Raw genomic sequence first — 19,206 nt, 5'->3', positions numbered from 1 at the left:
GGAACCCGACGGCGGCCTCGAGGGGTCAGGATGCCGGGCGCCGCCGGATTTTTTGTGGGCAGCGACGGGATGCCCGATGGTGTAATGGCAGCACACGGCCCTTTGGAGGCCAGAGTCCAGGTTCGAGTCCTGGTCGGGCAAATGCCCGGGGTGGCGAAAAGTGGACATGAGAATATTTTCGGGGAATGCGCACCGCGCGCTGGCGGAGGAAATCGCCGCGTACGTGGAGCAGCCGCTCGGGGACGTGAAGATCACGCGCTTCCCGGACGGCGAGATCGGCGTCAAGATCGTGGACAACATCCGCGGGCAGGACGTGTTCATCGTCCAGCCCACCTGCAACCCGCCGAACGAAAACCTGATGGAGCTGCTGATCATGGTCGACGCGGCCCGGCGGGCGTCGGCGGCCCGGATCACGGCCGTGATGCCGTTCTACGGGTACGCCCGGCAGGACCGCAAGGACCAGCCGCGCGTGCCGATCACGGCCAAGCTGGTCGCCAACCTGCTCGTGGCGGCCGGGACGAACCGGCTGCTGGCGATGGATTTCCACGCGCAGCAGGTGCAGGGTTTTTTCGACATCCCGGTGGACCACCTGTTCGCGGCGCCGGTGATCGTCAAGCACATCCGCGCGAAGGAGATCGCCGACCTCGTCGTGGTGGCGCCGGACCCGGGCGGGCTGAAGATGGCCTATGCCTATTCCAAGATGCTGGGGGCGGGCCTGGCGATCGTCGCCAAGCAGCGCCAGAGCGCGACGGAGGTCGAGGCCCTGAACCTGGTCGGCGACGTCGCCGGCCGCAACGCGCTGCTCGTGGACGACCTGTGCACGACGGGCGGCACGCTCTGCGCCGCCGCGAACCTGCTGAAGGCGCGCGGCACGAAGCGGGTCTTCGCGGCCGTCACGCACGCCGTGCTTGCCGACCAGGCGATCCAGCGCCTCAAGAACTCGCCGATCGAGTTCATGGTGACCACGAACAGCGTGCCGGCCAAGAACTGGAACGGATTTTCCGTGGAAGCCCTCTCCGTCGCCGACCTGCTCGGCGAGGCCATCCTGCGCATCCACAGCAACCAATCGGTCACTTCGCTCTTTAACGTATAGCCAGCAAGGGAGACAGCGATGATAACGTTGAAAGTCACAGTCCAACCGCGCCAGGGCCAGGGCAGCGCCCAGGCCGGCCGCCTTCGCCGCCAGGGCCTGTTGCCCGCGGTGGTCTACGGCGACGGCAAGCCGGGGCGCAAGGTCCAGTTGAACCTGCACGACTTCGAGCAGATCCTCCGGGGGCACTCGGGCGAGAACATCCTGATGGACCTGGAGGTCGAGGGCGACAAGACGCTGAAGGTCCTGCTCAAGGAGGTCCAGCATCACCCGGTCTCGGGCAAGATGACGCACGCGGACTTCAACGAGATCTCGATGACCGAGAAGCTTCGCGTCGAGCTGCCGGTCCGCCTGGTCGGCGAGCCGGTCGGCGTGACCCAGCAGGGCGGCGTGCTGGAGTACCTGATCCGTCAGCTGGCGGTCGAGTGTTTGCCGGCGGACATCGTGGAGCACGTGGACCTGGACGTCAGCGCCCTGAACATCGGCCAGAGCCTGACCGTGGCGGACATCCATCTGGACCCGGCGAAGTACACGATCCTGACCGCGAAGGAAGTGGCCGTCGCGACGGTGGCCGCGCCGCGCGCGGAAGAGGAAGCGGCCCCGGCGGAGGCCGCCGCGGGCGAGGGCGCCGCCGCGGAGCCCGAGGTGATCACGGCGAAGAAGGAAGAGGGCGAGGAAGGCGCGGAGGGCGAGGAGAAGGAAGGCGGCAAGAAGGGCGAGGCCAAGAAGCCGGAAGGCAAGAAGGAAGAGGCCGGGAAGAAGCCGGAAGCCGCCAAGAAGGAAGAAGGCAAGAAAGCCAAGTAGCGCGGCGGGGGGAGCCATCCGGTGAAGATCGTGGTGGGACTCGGCAATCCGGGCCGGAAGTACGCGCACACGCGGCACAACGTGGGGTTCGACGTGCTCGACGAGCTGGCGGCGGGCGCCGGGACGCGGTTCCGGAAGAAATGGCTGTTGCCCTTGCAATCCGCGGAGATCGCGATGGGCCGGGAGCGGGTGCTGCTGGTCAAGCCGATGACGTTCATGAACCGGAGCGGGGCCGCCCTCCGGCCGCTGGTCCGGAAGCACGGCCTGGCGGCGGAGGACGTGGTCGTCGTGCTGGACGATCTCGACCTGGAGGCCGGGCGCCTGCGCATCCGGAAGCGGGGCGGGGCGGGCGGGCACAAGGGGCTGCAGTCGGTGCTCGCGACGCTCGGGACGGAGAACTTCCCGCGGGTCCGGCTGGGCATCGGCCCGCGGCCGGTGGGCGAGGACCTGACGGGCTACGTGCTCGCGCGCTTCGGTGCCGCGGAGCGAGACCCGGTGGCGAAGGCCGTCCGGCAGGCAGGCGAAGCGGTCCGGCGGCTGGTCGAGTCGGGCGTGGAGCAGGCGATGAACCAGTTTAACAGCGAAACGAAATGAGGAGATGCCATTGAAGAAATACGAAGCCATGTTCATCTTCCCCGAGGCCCTGAAGGACGACGCGCTCGCGGCCGCCCTGACGAAGGCCCAGGAGGAAATCAAGCGCGCGGGCGGCGAGATCGAGAGCGTCAACCAGCTCGGCAAGCGCGGGTTCTCCCGCCCCATGCAGAAGCAGGAAGCGGGCTACTACGTGCTGGCCTTCATCCGGCTGCCGGCCGAACAGGTCGCGCCGCTGCTCGCCCGTTACCGCCTGGACGAAAATATCTTCCGCGTCCAGATCGTCGAGGCGCTGCCCGGCGGGCCGGGCAAGATCACCGTGCCGGGCGAATACGGCGACCGGGGAGAGCGCGATGGCCAGCCTTAACAAAGTTTTCCTGGCGGGAAACCTGACGCGCGACGTCGAGGTGCGTTATACGCCGACGGGCACGGCCGTGGCCGACCTCAACATGGCCATCAACCGGACCTACACCAGCGGCGGCGAGCAGAAGGAGGAAGTCTGCTTCGTCAACGTCGTGGCCTGGGGCCGGACCGCCGAGCTGTGCGGCGAGTACTTGAGCAAGGGATCGCCGATCCTCGTGGAAGGCATCCTGCAGTACGACACCTGGCAGACCGATGCCGGCGAGAAGCGCAGCCGCCTGCGCGTGCGGGCCGACCGCGTGCAGTTCCTCGGCCGCCCCAAGCGCGGCGAGATGGGCGACGCGCCGGAAGGCGGACCGCCCCCGCGCGGCGGGAGGCAGGCCGCCCCGCCGCCGCCGGCGGACGAGCCCCCGGCCGGCCCGGACGAGCACACGGACAACGAGAACCTGCCCTTCTAGAGAGACGACAAAAAGGACACGCGAATGAAGAGACGAGCATCGAGCGACAAGGAAACCCGGAAGCCGTCCCGCAGCGGCGCGGCCCCCATCCGCCGGACGCGGTACCTGAAGGCGGACGACACGATCAACTTCCGCGACTACGAGCTGCTGCGCAAGTTCATGACCGAGCGCGGCAAGATCATGCCGCGGCGTTTCACCGGCGCCACGGCCAAGCAGCAGCGGCAGATCAAGCTCGCGATCCGGCGCGCCCGGGTAATGGGCCTGCTGCCCTGAACGGAAAGGGATGACGACATGGCTATCGAACTGATTCTGACGGAGACCGTGGAGGGCCTGGGCGCCGAAGGCGACGTGGTGCGGGTCGCGGAGGGCTACGCCCGGAACTACCTGCTGCCCCGCAAGCTCGCCGCCCCGGTGACGGAGGCGACGCGGCGCCGCCTCGAAACCCGGCGGAAGGCGCGCGAGGCGCAGCAGCAGAAGGAACTGGAGCAGGCGCGGGTCCAGGCGGCGGCGATCGAACAGGCCTCCTGCACGCTGACGGCGAAGACCGGCGAGGGCGGCAAGCTCTTCGGGTCGATCACGTCGGCGGATATTGCCGCGGCGCTCAAGGCCCAGGGGCTGGAACTGGACAAGCGCCAGATCGAACTGCCGGAGCCGCTGCGCGAACTGGGCGTGTTCAACGTGCCCGTCAAGGTTCATCCCGAGGTCCAAGCGACACTGAAGGTCTGGATCGTCGAGGAGTAGTATGGCTGCGCCCGCCGCCAGGACCGACCGCATCCCGCCGTACAGCGAGGAAGCCGAGCGGGGAGTCCTGGGGTCGACGCTGCTGGACGCCGGCCGGGTCGTGGACCTGGCCGTGGAACGCGGGCTGCGCCCCGAGTCTTTCTACGTCCCGGCGCACCAGGCGCTCTTCGAGCTCTTCATCGAGATGAGCCACGAGGGGCGGCCGGTGGACCTGCTGACCGCGGGCGACCGCCTGCGCGACCGCGGCCGCCTGGAGGAGATCGGCGGCGCCGCGTTCCTCGAGCAGCTCGTCGACGCCACGCCGACCCCCGCGCACGCCGAGTACTACATCGAGATCGTCCGGCAGAAGCACCTGCTCCGGCTGATCATCGACCGGGCGCGCGAGGCCATCGACTCGACCTACGGCTCCGAGGAGAGCGCGGACAGCATCCTGGGCAAGGTCGAGCAGTCCTTCTTCGAGATCGGCGAGGCCCAGCGCGGCCAGGTGACGCCGTGGCCCGACCTGATGAAGCAGGCGGTCCAGGAGATCGAGAAGATCTACGCGCTGAAAAAGGGGCTGACCGGCATCCCGACCGGCTTCCACGACCTCGACCGGATCCTGCTGGGCTTGCAGCCGACGGACATGGTCATCCTGGCCGCGCGGCCCTCGATGGGCAAGACCTCCCTGGCGCTGAACATCGTGCAGAACATCGCGCTGGGGCAGGGCGGCGACCACGAGCCGCGCCCGGTCGCGGTGTTCAGCCTGGAAATGTCCCGCGAACAGCTCGCGCGCCGCATGATCTGCTCCCACGCCGACGTGCCCGGGCACAAGCTCGCGGGCGGCTATCTCTCGACCGAGCACCACGGCCGGCTGATGAACGCCGCGTCGGCGCTGAACAAGGCGAAGATCCTGCTGGACGACACGGCCGGGCTGGAGGTCCTCGAGCTGCGTTCGCGGGCCCGGCGGATGAAGCGGCGTTTCGGCATCGAGATGATCGTGGTGGACTACATGCAGATGCTCAACTACCCGCAGTTCGCCTCCGAGGGGCGGCAGCGGGAGACGGCCGCCATCTCCGGCGCGCTCAAGGGCATGGCCAAGGAACTGAAGATCCCGGTGCTGGTCTTGAGCCAGTTGAGCCGCGCCCCGGAGACCCGGAGCAGCACGGCGATCCCCAAGCTTTCCGACCTGCGCGATTCGGGCTCGATCGAACAGGACGCCGACGTGGTCCTGCTGCTCCGGCGCCCCTGCAAGTACCCGGACGACCCGGACCACGACGACCAGCTCCTGGCGGTCGTCGAGGTCGCCAAGCACCGCAACGGCCCCACCGGGATCGTGAAACTCAATTTCGTAGAAGAATTCACGCGTTTTGAGACCCGCGCGGCGGGGGTCGACCAGGAGGAAGCCCCGGGCGCGCGCGACAGGGAGGCCCCCCCATGAGACGGTTTTCCCGGCAGCGCTGGATCGCGGTCCTCGGCCTCCTGCTCGCGGGCGGGGTGACCCGCGCCGCGAACGTGAGCGAGGTGGGCGTCCGGGTCCTGGGGCACGGGCGGGTGGACACGAACGCGGTGATGGCCTTCTCCACGCTCCGGCCCGGCGAGGAATACAACGCCATGGCCGTCGGGCGCGACCTGCGCGCGATGCAGCAGAGCGGCATGTTCTCCAGCGTGTCGGTGGAGGCGGAGCCGGGGGCCGGCGGGGTCGCCGTGTTCTTCGTCGTCGAGGGCCGGTCCCGCATCCGGGACCTGGACATCGAGGGCGCGGACGATCTCGGGAACCGCAAGGTGCGGACCCTCATGGAACTCGGGCCGGGCGACGCGGCGGACGATTCCCTGCTGGCCGTGCGCTCGCAGAAGGTGATCGAGACGTACCGCAAGAAGTACTTCCCGGACGCGCGGCTGACGTGGAAGATCGCGCCCGCCGACGAGCCGGGCTGGATCAACGTGCGTATCACCGTCAAGGAGGGCCGCCGCGCCACGGTCAAGCGGATCGAGTTTGAGGGCAACCGGCACGTCAAGAGCCGGGAACTGCTGAAGGTGATGAAGCAGCGGCGCGCGAACTGGCTTTCCTGGATCACGGGGGCCGGCACCTACGATCCCGACGCGCTGGAGACGGACCGCGAGGGGATCCGGGAGCTGTACCGCGGGCGGGGCTACCTGGACGCGGGGATCGGCGAGCCCGAGGTCACGCCGCTGGGCCGGCGCGGGCTCCGGGTTCGCATCGGCGTGGACGAGGGCTCGACGTACCGGGTGGGGAAGATCGACTATGCCGGGATCACGTCGGCGCCGCCGGCCGAGGTCGAGGCCTCGGTGCGCCTGAAACCCGGCGACACGGCCTCCAGCACGGAGATCGGCAAGAACGCCCAGGCCCTCGAGGACTGGTACGGCAGCCGGGGCCGCATCCGGACCGCGGTGGACGCCGATATTCTCGCCGATCCGAAGACCCATGTCGCCGATGTCCGGTTCACGGTCGAGGAGGGGCGCGAGGTCCGCATCCGGGAGATCCGCATCCGCGGCAACGCGCGGACGAAGGACAAGGTGATCCGCCGCGAGCTGGCGGTGTACCCGGGCGACCTGTACAACACCGTCAAGGTCCGGACCAGCGAGCGGCGCCTGCAGAACCTGAACTACTTCGAGTACGTCAACAGCTACCCGTCGCCGACCGATGACCCGGCCTGGTACGATCTGAACATCGAGGTGGAGGAGCAGCGGACGGGCCAGTTGATGGCCGGGGCCGGCTTCTCCAGCGTGGACGACCTGATCGGCTTCGTGGAGCTTTCGCAGGGCAACTTCGACCTGTTCGACTGGCCGGGCCTGACCGGCGGCGGCCAGAAGCTGAAACTGCGCGCCCAGGTCGGGACCAAGCGCTCCGACTACGAAATGTCGTTCATCGAACCGTGGTTCCTGAATCGGCGCCTCTCGCTGGGCCTGGACCTTTTCCGGCACGAGAACAGCTACGACAGCAGCCTCTACGACCAGAAGAACATCGGCGGCCGCATCACGCTCGGCCACGCCCTCGGGTCGTTCAGCCGCGTCAACCTCTCCTACGGCCTGCAGCAGATCGACATCTACGACGTCTCCACCAACGCCTCCCAGATCATCCGGGATGAAGAGGGCATCTACAAGAAGAGCTCCCTGACGCTCGAACTGGTCCGCGACACGCGCAATCATCCCTTCCTCCCCAGCCGCGGCAACCGCAGCAGCATCTCGGGGACGGTCGCCGGCGGCCTGCTGGGGGCGGACACGGACATGTACGGCTTCGAGGCCCGCAGTTCGCAATACTTCCCCCTGTGGTTCGACCACGTGTTCAACCTCCGCGGCTGGGCGGGCGTGGTCGAGGAATACGGCGACTCCGACAAGGTCCATCTGTTCGACCGGGAGTTCCTGGGCGGGCCGCGCACGATCCGGGGCTTCAAGTACCGCGACGTCGGCCCGCACGACGAGAACGGCGACCCGATCGGCGGCGACACCGCCGCCTACCTCACGGCGGAATACACCATGCCCGTGGCCGAGAAGGTCCGCCTGGCGTTCTTCTACGACGTCGGCATGGTCTGGCCGGATTCCTGGTCCACGGATCGGCAGGACGATACACTTCCCGACCTCAATTCCGGGCTCGGGTTCGGCGTGCGGTTCGACCTGCCCGGCTTCCCGATCCAGCTCGACTACACCTGGCCGATCGACGCGGACCCGGTGAACGACCGGAGCAGCGGGCGTTTCAGTTTCTGGCTCGGATACCAGTATTGAGCGGAGGCCCTTTCACACCACGGAGGAACCATGAGCAGCGCGATGCGGAGACTGGCGGCGATCGGATTGGCCCTTGGCTGGGGCCTGAACCTGGCGGCGCGGGCGGAGACCCCGCCGATCGTATTCGTCAACATGGAACGCGCCTTCAGCGAGTTCTACAAGACCAAGCTCGCGGACGAGCAGCTCAAAAAGCAGGCGGAGGAATTCAACGAGGAGCGCAAGAAGCTCACCACGGAATTCGAGAAGCTCCAGGAACAGTTCAACGCCCTGCGCGACGAGGCCCAGAACACGGCCTTGAGCGAGGACGCCCGGGCCGCGAAGCGCAACGCCGCGGAGGAAAAACTGATCGAGACCCGCGACATGGAGACCCGGATCCGCCGGTTCGACGAGGCGCGCCAGAAGCAGTTGGACGACCAGACGCGCCGGATGCGCAAGCGGATCGTCGAGGAAATCCAGCAGACCATCCAGACGTACGCCCGCACCCAGGGTTTGAGCACGGTGATCGATTCGTCGGGCCAGAGCTTCAACGGCGTCGAGATGGTCCTCTACCAGGACGTGCGCAGCGACATCACCGACATCATCCTGGAGCAGCTCAACAAGACCGAGGACGCCACGCCCGCGGAGGAGCCGGCGGCAAAGCCGGCCGACAAGTAGACGCCTCCGGGAGAAGGACATGAATTGGACCACCGCAGAATTGGCGCAGCGCGTCAACGCCGTCCTGGAGGGCGACGGGGCCATCACGATCACCGGCGTAGCCGGTCTTCGCGAGGCCCAGCCGGGCCAGATTTCGTTCCTCGCGAACATGCGCTATGCGCCGGATGCCGCCACGACCCGCGCCTCGGCCGTCATCGTGCCGAAGGACTGGGACCGCCCTTGTGCCGCGCCGTGCGTGCTCCGGGCGAAGGACCCGGACAAGACGTTCGCCCGGATCGCCATGGAGTACGCCCCCGCGCCGATCGTGCCGCCGCCCGGCGTGCACCCGACGGCCATCGTCGCCCCGGACGCGAAACTTGGCGCCAACGTCAGCCTCGGGCCGTACGTGGTCGTGGAGCCCGGCGCGGAAATCGGCGAGGGGACCGTCCTGTTCGCCGGCTGCTACCTGGGCCACGGGGCCAAGGTCGGCGCCGGCTGCCGCTTCTATCCGCAGGTGACCGTCCGCGAGGCCTGCCGCCTCGGCGACCGGGTCATCCTGCATAACGGCGTGGTGATCGGCAGCGACGGCTTCGGCTACAGCGTCGACGAGAAAGGCGTCCGCGAGAAAATCCCGCAGATCGGCATCGTCGAGATCGGTAACGACGTGGAGATCGGCGCCAATACGACGATCGACCGCGCGCGATTCGGCCGCACGCGCATCGGGAACGGCGTCAAGATCGACAACCTCGTGCAGATCGGCCACAACGTGGTCATCGGCGACAACGCGGTGATCGTCGCCCTGGTCGGCATCTCCGGCAGCTCGGAGATCGGCGAGCGGACGATCCTGGCGGGCATGGTCGGGGTGGTCGGCCATATACAGATCGGCCGGGATTGCATCGTGGGCGCCCGGTCGGTGGTCACGAAGGATATTCCGCCGCAGTCGTTCGTGTCCGGCTTCCCGGCCATTCCGCACGACGAGGAAAAACGACTGCACGCCCACATGGCGCGGCTGCCGGAATTGAAGAAGAAGGTCGTCGAACTCGAGGCGCGCCTGAAGGCCCTGGAAACGCGCGGCGCTTGAGCCGGCCGGGGCGGGGAGCTTCCGTGGGCATGCCCATTCCTGAACCGGGCCCGGAGCGGGCGCGCGAAGCCTCCCGGGCCGCGCGCGGCGTGGCGCTGATCGGGGCCGGGCAGGTGGTCAGCACCGTCCTATCCTTTGTCCTGGCCCTGGCCGTCCCGCGGCTCCTGGGCTCGCGCGACTACGGGAACTGGGCGGTGTTCCGCAGCGTCATCGACTTCATCGCGCTGCTGTGCACCCTCGGCACGCCGGCGGTCCTCTCGCAATACTACGTGGAGGCCCGGGCGCGGGGGCAGGAACTCGAAGCCGGCCTGATCTTCAAGTCCGTGGCCGTCATGCGGCTGGGTGTCGGGGCCGTCTCCGCCGCGGCCGGCTTCGTGCTCATCATGGCGAGCCGCAGCGCGGTCATGAACACGCCCGCGGCGGCGTACCTGGCCTTCAGCGTCCTGGCCCGCGTGGCGGGCCTCGCGCCCTACTTGCTGCTGTACGCCGAGCGGCGCACGGGCCGGATCGTGGTCCTCAACATCCTGTTCACGGCCCTCGTGCCCGCGCTGGTAGCCGCGGGATACGCGCTCGGCGGGTTCCGGCTCGTGCCGCCCGCCTGCGCGCTGGGCGATGGCCTCTCCGCGGCCGCGTCCTGGCTGCTGGCCGCGCCCTGTATCCGCTGGCCGCGGGGCTGGCTGCCGGGGCGCCGGCTCCGGGAGATCACGTCCTTCGGGGCGATCCTTGCCCTCGCCCACACCGCGTCCATGGCCTACGTCACCATGGCGCCGTATTTCATGAGCCTGGCGGGGATGAGCAGTCTGCTGATCGGGCGCGTGGGCCTGGCCGTGCGTCTGCAAAACATCCTGCTGGGCCTGCTCGGCACCGCGGGCGGCGCGCTCTGGCCCTCGATTACGCTCATGCACGAGACGGAAGGGCTCCAGCGCAGCGTCGTCTGGCAGAGCCTGTTCTGCCGCCTCGGGGGCGTGCTCATCCTCGCGGTCACGGGCTTGTTCCTAGCCGTCGCCGACTGGGCCGTGCCGTGGGCCTGGGGCCCCGATTTCATCCCGGCCATCCCCGTGATCAGCTTGTGGTTCGGCATGACCCTGGCGTTCTGGGTCGGCATGCGGTACGCCCTGGTCGGACAACTCATGAAGACGCCGGGAGTGGTGTTGAAGGCGTCCTTCTGGATGTACGCGGTCTTTGTCCCGCTGTTCCTGGCGTACGGGCGGAGCGGGTCCGGCGTGGAGACCGTCCTGGCCCTGCTGGGCGGCACGCTGGCCTTCATGGCCTACGCGATCGCGTCCGCGTGGCGGCAATGGCAGGTTTCCCTCCGGGCGCGGCGCTTGGCGGCGCCGCTGCTGATCACGGCCGGCTTGGGAGCCTTCATCCGCTGGGAAAGGGGGCCGGACTTCGCCTGGCCGGCGCTCGCGGTGTGGGCGGTCCTGTTCGCGTGGAGCGTGTTCGTTTCGCGCAGCCTGCGCGGCTACGAAGCCCGGGATATCTGGCAGGCGTTACGTCGTTCCGGCGCGTGCCCCGCCGAGGAGCCCGGATGAGCAAGTCGCTCCGCCTGGCCGTGCTAAGCCTGCACCGGGGCGGCATGGCCCACTACGCCGCCGGCATCGCCAATGCCGTGCGGCGCGCCCGGCCGGACGCGGCGGTGGCCAGCTTCGGCCCGGCGGACAGCGACCCGGACCTCTTCGATCCCGGTGTCGTCTGCTTCCGCTACGAGGCGCCCCAGGAACTGGCCTGGCGCGCGGCGCCGGCGCTGGCCCGCCTGCCCTGGCTCGCGCGGCGCGTCCGGCGGGACATCCTGGCCTGGGGCCCGACCGTCCTGCACGTGAACTCCGGCCACATCACGTACCCGCTCTTCGTCCCCGGCCTCGCCGCGCGCGTACCCGTGATCGCCACCCTGCACGACGTCTACCCGCATCTCGGCGAACGCCGGCCGGTGGAGGGGTTCAAGCTGTCCGCGTTGCTGCGGCACGCCCGCCGTTTCATCGTGAACGGCCATGCGCTGAAGGAGCAGGCCGTGCGGCGCTGGGGCCTGGCCCCGGACCGGGTGGAGGTCCTGCCGGTGATCATGTCCTCGCGCATCGGCGCCTGGGCGGGGGACGCCGCGGAGCAGCCGTTCGACATCCTGCTGTTCGGCCGGATCCACGAGTACAAAGGCGTCGGGGTGATGCTCGCGGCGATGCCGGAGATCCTCCGGCGCGTCCCGCGGGCGCGCCTGGTCATCGCGGGGCAGGGCTCGCTGGACCGCTGGGCCGGCCTCCTGGCGCCGGTGCGCGACCGCGTCGAGTTGCACAACCGTTTCATCCCGGACCGCGAGCTGGCCCGCTTCTTCGCGCGATGCGCCGTGGTCGTGCTCCCGTACGTGGAGGCCAGCCAGAGCGGGGTAGAACCGATCGCCGCCTGCTTCGCCAGGCCGGTCGTCGCCGCGCGTGTGGGCGCGCTGGCCGAGGCCGTGGAGCACGGTAAAACGGGACTCCTGGTCGAATCCCGCGATCCTTCCCGGCTGGCCGGGGCTCTCGTTTCCCTGCTCGAGAATCCGGAGGAGCGGCGGGCCATGGGGCGGCGGGCCTTCGAGCGGCGCTACGGGGCCGGGGTGGAGCGGGAACTCGGAGAACGGCTCTGCCGTTTGTACGCGGCGGCCGTTTAGGCTACCATGCCCGCATGGACACGGCTCCCGTCTTCCATCTGAAATCCGGGTTCGACCCGACCGGCGACCAGCCGGAGGCGATCGAGGCCCTCTGCCGCGGGCTGGCGGACGGGCGACGCTTCCAGACGCTCGAGGGCGTCACGGGCTCCGGCAAGACGTTCACGATCGCCAACGTGATCCGGCGCTGGGGCCGGCCGACCCTGGTCATCTCGCACAACAAGACCCTGGCCGCCCAGCTCTACGCCGAGCTGAAAGGCTTCTTCCCGGACAACGCCGTCGAGTACTTCGTCAGCTACTACGACTATTACCAGCCCGAGGCGTACATCCCGCAGACGGACACGTACATCGAGAAGGATTCGGCGATCAACGACGAGATCGAGCGCCTGCGGCTCGCGGCGACCGACGCCCTGATGAACCGGCGGGACGTGGTCATCGTCGCCTCCGTCTCCTGCATTTACGGCCTGGGTTCGCCCGAGGACTACCGCGACATGCTGGTCAACCTGCGGCGCGGGGAGACCGCGGACCGCGACGCGGTGCTGCGCAAGCTCGTGGACATCCAGTACAGCCGCAACGATCTCTCCACCGAGCCCGGCACGTTCCGCGCGCGCGGCGACTCGGTGGACGTCTTCCCGTCCTACCGCAAGGACGGCGTGCGGATCGACTTCTTCGGCGACTCGGTGGAGCGCATCCGGCGGATCGATCCGCTGACCGGCCACACGCTCGCCGAGCTGCCGGGCGTCATGATCTCGCCCGCCCGCCACTTCGTCATGCCCCAGGCCAAGATCGAGCGCGCCCTGGCCGGCATCCGCGCCGAGCTCGAGGAGCAGGTCAAGAAGTTCGAGGCCGCGGAAAAGCTGCTGGAAGCCCAGCGGCTGCGCATGCGCACGGAATACGACATCGAGATGCTCCTCGAGGTCGGCTACTGCAGCGGCATCGAGAACTACTCCCGCCACCTGTCCGGCCGCTCGCCGGGCGAGCGGCCGGCGACGCTGCTGGACTTCTTCCAGGGCGAGTTCCTGACCATCCTCGACGAGTCCCACGTCAGCGTGCCGCAGATCCGCGGGATGTACAACGGCGACCGGTCGCGCAAGCTGGTCCTCGTCGAGCACGGGTTCCGGCTGCCGTCGGCCCTCGACAACCGGCCGATGAACTTCGACGAGTTCATGGCCGCGACCGGGCCGATCCTGTTCACGTCGGCCACTCCGGGTCCGTTCGAGCGCCAGGTCGGGTGGCCGCCGGTCCCCCAGGTCATCCGCCCGACCGGCCTGCTCGATCCGCCCGTGGAGGTCCGGCCGCTGGCCGGCCAGATCGACGACCTGATCGAGGAGGTCCGGAAGCGCGCGGAGAAGGGCGAGCGCACGCTCGTTACCACGCTGACCAAGAAGACCGCCGAGGACCTGTCCGAGTACCTCCACAACATCGGCCTGCGCGTGAAGTACCTGCACTCGGAGATCGACACCATCGAGCGCGTCGAGATCCTGCGCGGCCTGCGCAAGGCGGACTTCGACTGCCTGGTGGGCATCAACCTCCTGCGCGAGGGCCTGGACCTGCCGGAGGTCTCGCTCGTCGCCGTCCTCGACGCGGACAAGGAGGGGTTCCTGCGTTCCGAGACGTCGCTCGTGCAGACGGCGGGCCGCGCCGCGCGCCACGTGAACGGGCAGGTGATCCTGTATGCCGAGCAGGTGACGGAATCCATGCAGCGCATGATTGACATCACGCGCGCGCGCCGCGAGAAGCAGATGGCCTACAACCGGGAGCACGGCATCACGCCGAAGAGCATCGTCAAGGCCATCCAGGACAGCCTGGCGGAGCAGGAGGCCGCCAAGGAGGTCGAGTCGCAGGCGATCCGCGAGGCCGGCGTGGAGTACGACGCCGCGCAGGTCATGGCGGACATCGAGCGCGAGATGATGGAGGCCGCCGAGGCGCTGGAGTTCGAGCGCGCCGCGCTGCTGCGCGACCAGCTTTACGAACTCAAGGCGGCGCAGAAGAAAAAGGAGACAGGCGATTCATCCGTTCCCGGGGTCTCGAGAAAGGAAAATAAGGCGCCCGCCCTGACGAAATATACCGTCGGCCGCAGGCGCCGGAAGAAGTAGGGGCGTCGCTTGCGACGCCCGCCGCCCGATGATACCCTTCGACCGTGACCACTGAACTTCCAGACCTGGCTTCCGATCCGCGCCTCGCGGACCTCGTCCGCCGCGCGCTGGAGGAGGACCTCGGCCCGGGTGATTGCACGTCCGAGGCCCTGGTCGGCGCGGAGGAACCGGCCGAGGCAGCCATCCTGTCCCGCGGCTCGTACGTCGTCGCGGGCCTCCCGGCGGCCGTGGAGGTCTTCCGGCAGGTGGATGCCGGGTTGGAGTGCCGGCCGAAGGCCCGGGACGGCGATCCGGTGGAGCGGGACCAGGAGGCGCTCGTCCTGCGGGGCCGCGCGCGGTCCATCCTCGCCGGCGAGCGCGTGGCGCTGAACTTTCTGCAACGCCTGTCGGGCATCGCCACGCTGACCCGGCAGTTCGCCCGCAAGGCGGCGCCGTACGGCGTGCAGGTCCTGGACACGCGCAAGACGACGCCGACGCTTCGCTTCCTGGAGAAATACGCCGTCCGGTGCGGCGGCGGGGTCAATCATCGCGTCGGCTTGTACGACCGGGTGCTGATCAAGGACAACCACCGCGCGGCGTGGGCGCGCCGCGGCGGCCGCGGGCTGGCGGGGGCCGTGGAAGAGGCGCGCCGCCGCTTCCCGGGCCTCGTGATCGAGATCGAGGTGGAGAGCGAAGCCGAACTCGAACAGGTCCTGCCCGCCGCACCGGACTGGGTGCTCCTGGACAACATGGACCCGGCACGCCTGCGGCGGTGCGTGGACCTGGCGAAGGGCCGTTGTAGGATCGAGGCCTCGGGAGGAATCACCCTGGCAAACGTCGAGACCGTCGCGCGCGCCGGGGTGGACGCCGTGTCCGTCGGTGCGCTGACCCATTCCGCGCCCGCCGCCGATTTCTCGCTCGAGTTCGCGATCGGAGCATAGCGCGATGGCCGAGCGTCCGCCCCTCGTTTTTATCTTCAAGGAATTCGATTCCGTCACGTCCACCAACGACGTGGCGAAGTGGGAGGCTGAACAGGGCGCCCCGGAGGGCTTGGCCATCCTCGCCCGGCGGCAGGAGAAAGGCCGGGGACGGCAGGGCCGGACGTGGCTATCGGCCGAGGGGCAGGGCGTTTACCTCTCTGTTTTGCTGCGGCCCGCCATCCCCGCGTACGAAGCCAACTGGCTGGGCGTCATCGGGGCCCTGGCCGTCGCCGAAGCGCTGGAGCGGGCCGGGGTGGGGAGCCTCACGCTGAAATGGCCCAACGACGTCCTCGCGCGCGGGCGCAAGATCGCGGGCATCCTTGTCGAACCCCGGATCGAGGCCGAGTCCGTGGAATTTGCCGTTATCGGCCTGGGGATCAACGTCACGCAGGACCGGGCCGACTGGCCGGAGGACTTGAGGAACAAGGCCACGTCCTGCCGGCTGGAAGGCGTGGATACGGAACCCCGGCGGCTGGCCGGACTGGTCCTCGAGTCGCTGGGCCGCGTGTACGCCGGCTTTCGCGCCGGCCGCCGCCAGCCGCTCCTGCGGGACTGGAGCCTTCGCACAGGCACCTCCGTCATGCCCGTGCTGGAATAGCGGCGAAAAGCCGCTTGCGCACGTGGGGGACCTCCGGTAAGTTCCACGACGAAGTACGCGGCCCCGCAATGGGAGAGGTGGCTGAGCGGCTGAAAGCAACGGTTTGCTAAACCGTCATACTGGACCAAATCCGGTATCGGGGGTTCGAATCCCCCCCTCTCCGCCAGTATGTTGTATTCATTCCGATGCTGTTTTTCATTCGCCGCTGGCCGCAAAATGTGAGAAAAGGCGGCTCATGATCGCCTTGAATCGAGCCTGGATACTGGCCGCCGTCCTGGCGGAGGGCGGAACGGTATGGGCCGGGGAGGAACTCCTTGCTGCACCGCCCCGGGTGCAGGCCGTCGAAGTTATGCGAGGCGAGGAAGGCGACCTGGTTTTCAAGCTGGCCTTGACCCGGCCGGTGGCCCCGGACCGCGTGCGCATCCTGCTCGACATCGATGGGCCGGTCCGCGGCGAGATGGCGACGGGTGCGGATTACATGCTCGAAAACCAAGTGCTCTATCGCTATCCCCCCCGCGCCCAGGGCTGGAAATGGGATGCCGTGGAGCCGGCCGTTTCTTTCGTCGAGGCCGATACCCTGACCTGCTTCATCCCCCTGCGCGCGGCGAAGGGGCAGGGTGCCTGGGCCGTCGAGATCCTCTCCGATGCTTGGGCCGCGGAGGACCGCTACCCGATGGCCGACATGGAGCCGTGCGATTTCGATTCGCTGCCGCCTTTCCGATGGACCACCGCGCTGCAGCCCGAGGACATCGCGGACCTGCTCCGGCCGCCGCCCGCCACGTTGTCCCGTACGCTGCCGGCCCTGCTGGATTCCTGGGACGGGCAACCCGTCGACGGGCCCGGCCCCGTGTCGCTGCCGGAATCCTGCGGGGCGGTCCTGGTCGCGCGGCTGACCGATGCCGCCACGGGCCGCGAGGCGGACCTGCAGCCCGCCGAAGTGACGGCCAGCAGTAACCGGGTGCGCTGGACGGGCCGCGCGCTGGACGTGGAGTGGGGGCTGATCCTCCAGCAGGATGCCGCACGCGAAATCTCCGCGACGGGCTGGCTTCAGGCCGACCGCACCCGGTGCCTGCGCCTCGATATGGGGCTCCGCACCGACCTGGAAAAGGCGGTGTGGCACGAGGACTTCCGCTTCCGGCGCGCACTGTCTTCGTCATCCGGCCCCGCGCGCCTGTCCGCTTTTCCTTTCGGCGTGGTCACGCGGAAGGAAGAGTGCTTCATGGCGGAAACCGATCCCGCCGAACCGCGGTCCTTTGAGATCGTGGCCGATCCCGCGAGGCCGTTCTTCGGGATCGCCTACGACCTGGCCCTGACGCCGCGCACATCCAATTTTCCCGGCCGGGCCTTTTTCCGTTGCACATTCCGCGTCTTCCCGGGTCAGGCGACCAACGGGTTCCGGAAGGCGCTGACCCGGTTTTACCAGGAGCATCCCGGATTCTTCCTGCGGCAGGCCCCGGTATGCGGGTTCGGCCGGCCGTTCTCCGGCGCGACCGACCCCCGAACGCTGGATCTGGCCTGCGAGGAGCCGGACCTGCTCCGCGACGTGGGCGGCGACGAAAAAGGCGCGCCGGCCGGCTGCCTGTCGTTCCTCCGCCTGGAACCCTGGTCCTACCGACTGAATGTCCCGGCCCGCCTGGCGAAAGATGAAAACCGCAGCGAGGGTCTCCTGAAGATGCTGACGGCGGGATCGGGACGTGAAAGCGAACTGGCCTCGGCCGCGCTCGTCGGCGGATCGCGGCGCCCGGACGGCAAGCTGGATTGGCAGGAGTCGGGGCGGGGCGGCGCCACGGGCCTGTTCCTCCGCGTCAGCGCGGATCCGCGCCTCGCGCCGAATGCCGCGGCCCCGCTGAACCGCGCCATGGCCGACTGGCGGCTCTATCGCTCGGTCATGCACACCGCGCCGGTCCATGGCCTGTTCTTCGAGCCGCCCCCGGCGCCCGCTACCCTCGACTTCAATGCGGCCGCGCTAGGGATTGCGGATCATCCCGCGACCTGCGCGTCCGGCCGCTGGCTGCCGGGACTGGCCTCGCCGCTGGCCTGCTGCGCCGACCTGGCTTTCTGGTCGGCCGCGGTCCGGGCGTCCGGCGGCTATGTCGCCGGGCGTCTGCCGGACATCCCCCCGCCGTTTGCGGCGCCGTTGTTGGACGTGGTGGTTGCGGAGTTCGCCGCGTGGCCGGGTATCGAGTGCGATCCGGCGCGGGAGGGCGCCGCCAACGCGATCCGGGCGATGGCCGGCCGGAAGCCCGTCGTGGCCGCGCGGAAGGAGCCCGCGCCGTCCCTGTCCTCCGAGGAACTCGCGCGGCACCTGGCATGGTGCATGTTCCGCGGCTTTCTGCCAGGCTTCTTCCAGCGGGCGCGCGGTACGGACCGGATCTGGGAGGAGGCCCGGTCGGACGCGGCGCTCCGCGCCGTGCTGGAGCGCGATCTTCCTCTGATCCGGCGCCTGGCGACGGCGGGCTGGTGTCCATCCGGTCCCGTGGAGGCCGGGCCGGAGGAATTGTGGAGCGAGTATTTCGGCAACGTGCGCCAGCCGTCGGGACACGTCACGCTGCGCAACACCTCGGCCGAACGCGTGCGAGGAACAATTCACTGGCCCGCGGCGAAGGAACCGGGCCTTCTTCTCGACCCCCGGAACGGGTATGTTCGGGTTATTCCGTCCGGAGAAACCGCCGCGCCCGTGGCTCTGATGCCCTATGAGATCACGGCGCTCGACGGGTTCACGGCGTCGGACATGCAGCAGGAACTGGACTTCCTCGGCGCCTGGTCCGGAGGCCGAAGGGAAGCGTCGGCCGGCCTGACGAATCTCGCCTCGATTCGCTCGGAACTCGAGTGGGGCGCGTACTGCAACGTGGAGTTTCCCGGGCCCGCCGTCCGCGGCGACCGCAACGAGGTCCGGGTCGAAGTGGCCAACCGGGGCGAGGCGCCGCTCGACATCGCTGAACTCAAGGTCCTCTCCAGCCGCGCGTACCGGCCGCTGGATGGCGCGGCCGCCGGGGTGGCGACCGGCGAGGCGCAGCGCCTGGCCGGGTATTTCGAAGCCGACGACTTGGCGGAGGATCCCTGGCTGGAGGTCCAATGGACTCTTTCGCGCGGCGCCGAGCGGAAGGTTTGCGTGCGCCAGTTCAAGCCGCGGATTGCCGACGCGCTGGTGTTTGACCCGCCCGCGCGCCGGGTCGAGGGAAGCGGGGACCGGGCCGCGATCGGTATCCGGGTTCAGAACTATTCCAACCGCCCGCGTCCCCTGGAGATCGAGTGGCAGGGCGATCACAAGGGCGGGCGCCGGGTCGAGGAACTGGCCCCGGATTCCGTCCGTACGCTTTCCCTGCCGGTCGAAAGGAAGAAAGCCCGCGCCGGGGAGATCTTCGTGGAGATCAAGTCCGAAGGCGCGGCGGTGCTCCAGCGCTGGTTCGACGTGAGCTTCCGCTAAACGGCGCTTC

General features: G+C 69.0%; 17 protein-coding genes and 2 tRNA genes. All 19 read left to right on the top strand.

Annotation, left to right across the window (positions count from 1 at the left end):
* Window positions 1–70 precede the first annotated feature (70 nt).
* Window positions 71–141 (top strand) — tRNA-Gln (locus tag KA248_08555).
* Between the two features lie 25 nt (window positions 142–166).
* Window positions 167–1,093 carry a ribose-phosphate pyrophosphokinase gene (locus KA248_08550; protein ID MBP7829951.1) on the top strand — a complete coding sequence of 309 codons (927 nt, stop codon included), beginning with the start codon at window positions 167–169 and terminating at the stop codon, window positions 1,091–1,093.
* An 18-nt stretch (window positions 1,094–1,111) separates the two neighbouring features.
* Window positions 1,112–1,894, top strand: coding sequence for a 50S ribosomal protein L25 (locus KA248_08545; protein ID MBP7829950.1), 783 nt, complete (start codon window positions 1,112–1,114; stop codon window positions 1,892–1,894).
* 21 nt (window positions 1,895–1,915) lie between these two features.
* A complete protein-coding gene (locus KA248_08540) occupies window positions 1,916–2,488 on the top strand; it encodes an aminoacyl-tRNA hydrolase (GenBank protein MBP7829949.1) in 573 nt (190 codons plus the stop codon).
* A 10-nt stretch (window positions 2,489–2,498) separates the two neighbouring features.
* Window positions 2,499–2,852 carry a 30S ribosomal protein S6 gene (rpsF, locus tag KA248_08535; protein MBP7829948.1) on the top strand — a complete coding sequence of 118 codons (354 nt, stop codon included), beginning with the start codon at window positions 2,499–2,501 and terminating at the stop codon, window positions 2,850–2,852.
* Window positions 2,839–3,303 carry a single-stranded DNA-binding protein gene (gene ssb, locus KA248_08530; GenBank protein ID MBP7829947.1) on the top strand — a complete coding sequence of 155 codons (465 nt, stop codon included), beginning with the start codon at window positions 2,839–2,841 and terminating at the stop codon, window positions 3,301–3,303. Before rpsF ends, ssb begins: the two co-directional genes overlap by 14 nt.
* Window positions 3,304–3,327: 24 nt before the next feature.
* Window positions 3,328–3,576, top strand: coding sequence for a 30S ribosomal protein S18 (locus KA248_08525; GenBank protein MBP7829946.1), 249 nt, complete (start codon window positions 3,328–3,330; stop codon window positions 3,574–3,576).
* A 24-nt stretch (window positions 3,577–3,600) separates the two neighbouring features.
* Entirely contained in the window at window positions 3,601–4,044 is a 444-nt protein-coding gene (gene rplI / locus KA248_08520) for a 50S ribosomal protein L9 (GenBank protein ID MBP7829945.1), read from the top strand.
* 1 nt (window position 4,045) lies between these two features.
* Complete coding sequence (gene dnaB, locus KA248_08515) at window positions 4,046–5,461, top strand: replicative DNA helicase (GenBank protein MBP7829944.1); 1,416 nt, start codon at window positions 4,046–4,048, stop codon at window positions 5,459–5,461.
* Window positions 5,458–7,764, top strand: coding sequence for an outer membrane protein assembly factor BamA (gene bamA, locus KA248_08510; protein ID MBP7829943.1), 2,307 nt, complete (start codon window positions 5,458–5,460; stop codon window positions 7,762–7,764). Before dnaB ends, bamA begins: the two co-directional genes overlap by 4 nt.
* Window positions 7,765–7,794: 30 nt before the next feature.
* Window positions 7,795–8,418, top strand: a complete 624-nt coding sequence (locus KA248_08505; GenBank protein ID MBP7829942.1) for an OmpH family outer membrane protein — start codon at window positions 7,795–7,797, stop codon at window positions 8,416–8,418.
* Window positions 8,419–8,437: 19 nt separating this feature from the next.
* On the top strand, window positions 8,438–9,478 hold the full coding sequence (gene lpxD / locus KA248_08500; GenBank protein MBP7829941.1) for a UDP-3-O-(3-hydroxymyristoyl)glucosamine N-acyltransferase: 1,041 nt from the start codon (window positions 8,438–8,440) through the stop codon (window positions 9,476–9,478).
* Window positions 9,479–9,507: 29 nt separating this feature from the next.
* On the top strand, window positions 9,508–11,013 hold the full coding sequence (locus tag KA248_08495; protein ID MBP7829940.1) for a hypothetical protein: 1,506 nt from the start codon (window positions 9,508–9,510) through the stop codon (window positions 11,011–11,013).
* Window positions 11,010–12,119, top strand: coding sequence for a glycosyltransferase family 4 protein (locus KA248_08490; protein MBP7829939.1), 1,110 nt, complete (start codon window positions 11,010–11,012; stop codon window positions 12,117–12,119). Before KA248_08495 ends, KA248_08490 begins: the two co-directional genes overlap by 4 nt.
* 14 nt (window positions 12,120–12,133) lie before the next feature.
* Window positions 12,134–14,212, top strand: a complete 2,079-nt coding sequence (uvrB, locus tag KA248_08485; protein ID MBP7829938.1) for an excinuclease ABC subunit UvrB — start codon at window positions 12,134–12,136, stop codon at window positions 14,210–14,212.
* Window positions 14,213–14,277: 65 nt separating this feature from the next.
* Window positions 14,278–15,132: a carboxylating nicotinate-nucleotide diphosphorylase gene (gene nadC, locus KA248_08480; GenBank protein MBP7829937.1), complete on the top strand. Its 855-nt coding sequence runs from the start codon at window positions 14,278–14,280 to the stop codon at window positions 15,130–15,132.
* A 4-nt stretch (window positions 15,133–15,136) separates the two neighbouring features.
* Window positions 15,137–15,769 carry a biotin--[acetyl-CoA-carboxylase] ligase gene (locus tag KA248_08475; protein MBP7829936.1) on the top strand — a complete coding sequence of 211 codons (633 nt, stop codon included), beginning with the start codon at window positions 15,137–15,139 and terminating at the stop codon, window positions 15,767–15,769.
* A gap of 71 nt (window positions 15,770–15,840) precedes the next feature.
* A tRNA-Ser gene (locus KA248_08470) sits at window positions 15,841–15,935 on the top strand.
* A gap of 69 nt (window positions 15,936–16,004) precedes the next feature.
* Entirely contained in the window at window positions 16,005–19,196 is a 3,192-nt protein-coding gene (locus tag KA248_08465) for a hypothetical protein (GenBank protein MBP7829935.1), read from the top strand.
* The last annotated feature ends 10 nt before the right edge of the window (window positions 19,197–19,206 follow it).

Source organism: Kiritimatiellia bacterium, from assembly GCA_018001225.1.
Lineage (GTDB): Bacteria > Verrucomicrobiota > Kiritimatiellia > CAIQIC01 > JAGNIJ01 > JAGNIJ01.
This window is presented reverse-complemented; position numbering and strand designations above follow the sequence as displayed.

Coding starts and splice junctions, on each gene's coding strand:
- uvrB (MBP7829938.1), top strand. CDS start 12,134: ATGGACACGGCTCCCGTCTTCCATCTGAAATCCGGGTTCGACCCGACC.
- KA248_08465 (MBP7829935.1), top strand. CDS start 16,005: ATGATCGCCTTGAATCGAGCCTGGATACTGGCCGCCGTCCTGGCGGAG.
- KA248_08490 (MBP7829939.1), top strand. CDS start 11,010: ATGAGCAAGTCGCTCCGCCTGGCCGTGCTAAGCCTGCACCGGGGCGGC.
- dnaB (MBP7829944.1), top strand. CDS start 4,046: ATGGCTGCGCCCGCCGCCAGGACCGACCGCATCCCGCCGTACAGCGAG.
- bamA (MBP7829943.1), top strand. CDS start 5,458: ATGAGACGGTTTTCCCGGCAGCGCTGGATCGCGGTCCTCGGCCTCCTG.
- lpxD (MBP7829941.1), top strand. CDS start 8,438: ATGAATTGGACCACCGCAGAATTGGCGCAGCGCGTCAACGCCGTCCTG.
- KA248_08525 (MBP7829946.1), top strand. CDS start 3,328: ATGAAGAGACGAGCATCGAGCGACAAGGAAACCCGGAAGCCGTCCCGC.
- KA248_08505 (MBP7829942.1), top strand. CDS start 7,795: ATGAGCAGCGCGATGCGGAGACTGGCGGCGATCGGATTGGCCCTTGGC.
- KA248_08545 (MBP7829950.1), top strand. CDS start 1,112: ATGATAACGTTGAAAGTCACAGTCCAACCGCGCCAGGGCCAGGGCAGC.
- KA248_08475 (MBP7829936.1), top strand. CDS start 15,137: ATGGCCGAGCGTCCGCCCCTCGTTTTTATCTTCAAGGAATTCGATTCC.
- ssb (MBP7829947.1), top strand. CDS start 2,839: ATGGCCAGCCTTAACAAAGTTTTCCTGGCGGGAAACCTGACGCGCGAC.
- KA248_08550 (MBP7829951.1), top strand. CDS start 167: ATGAGAATATTTTCGGGGAATGCGCACCGCGCGCTGGCGGAGGAAATC.
- KA248_08495 (MBP7829940.1), top strand. CDS start 9,508: ATGCCCATTCCTGAACCGGGCCCGGAGCGGGCGCGCGAAGCCTCCCGG.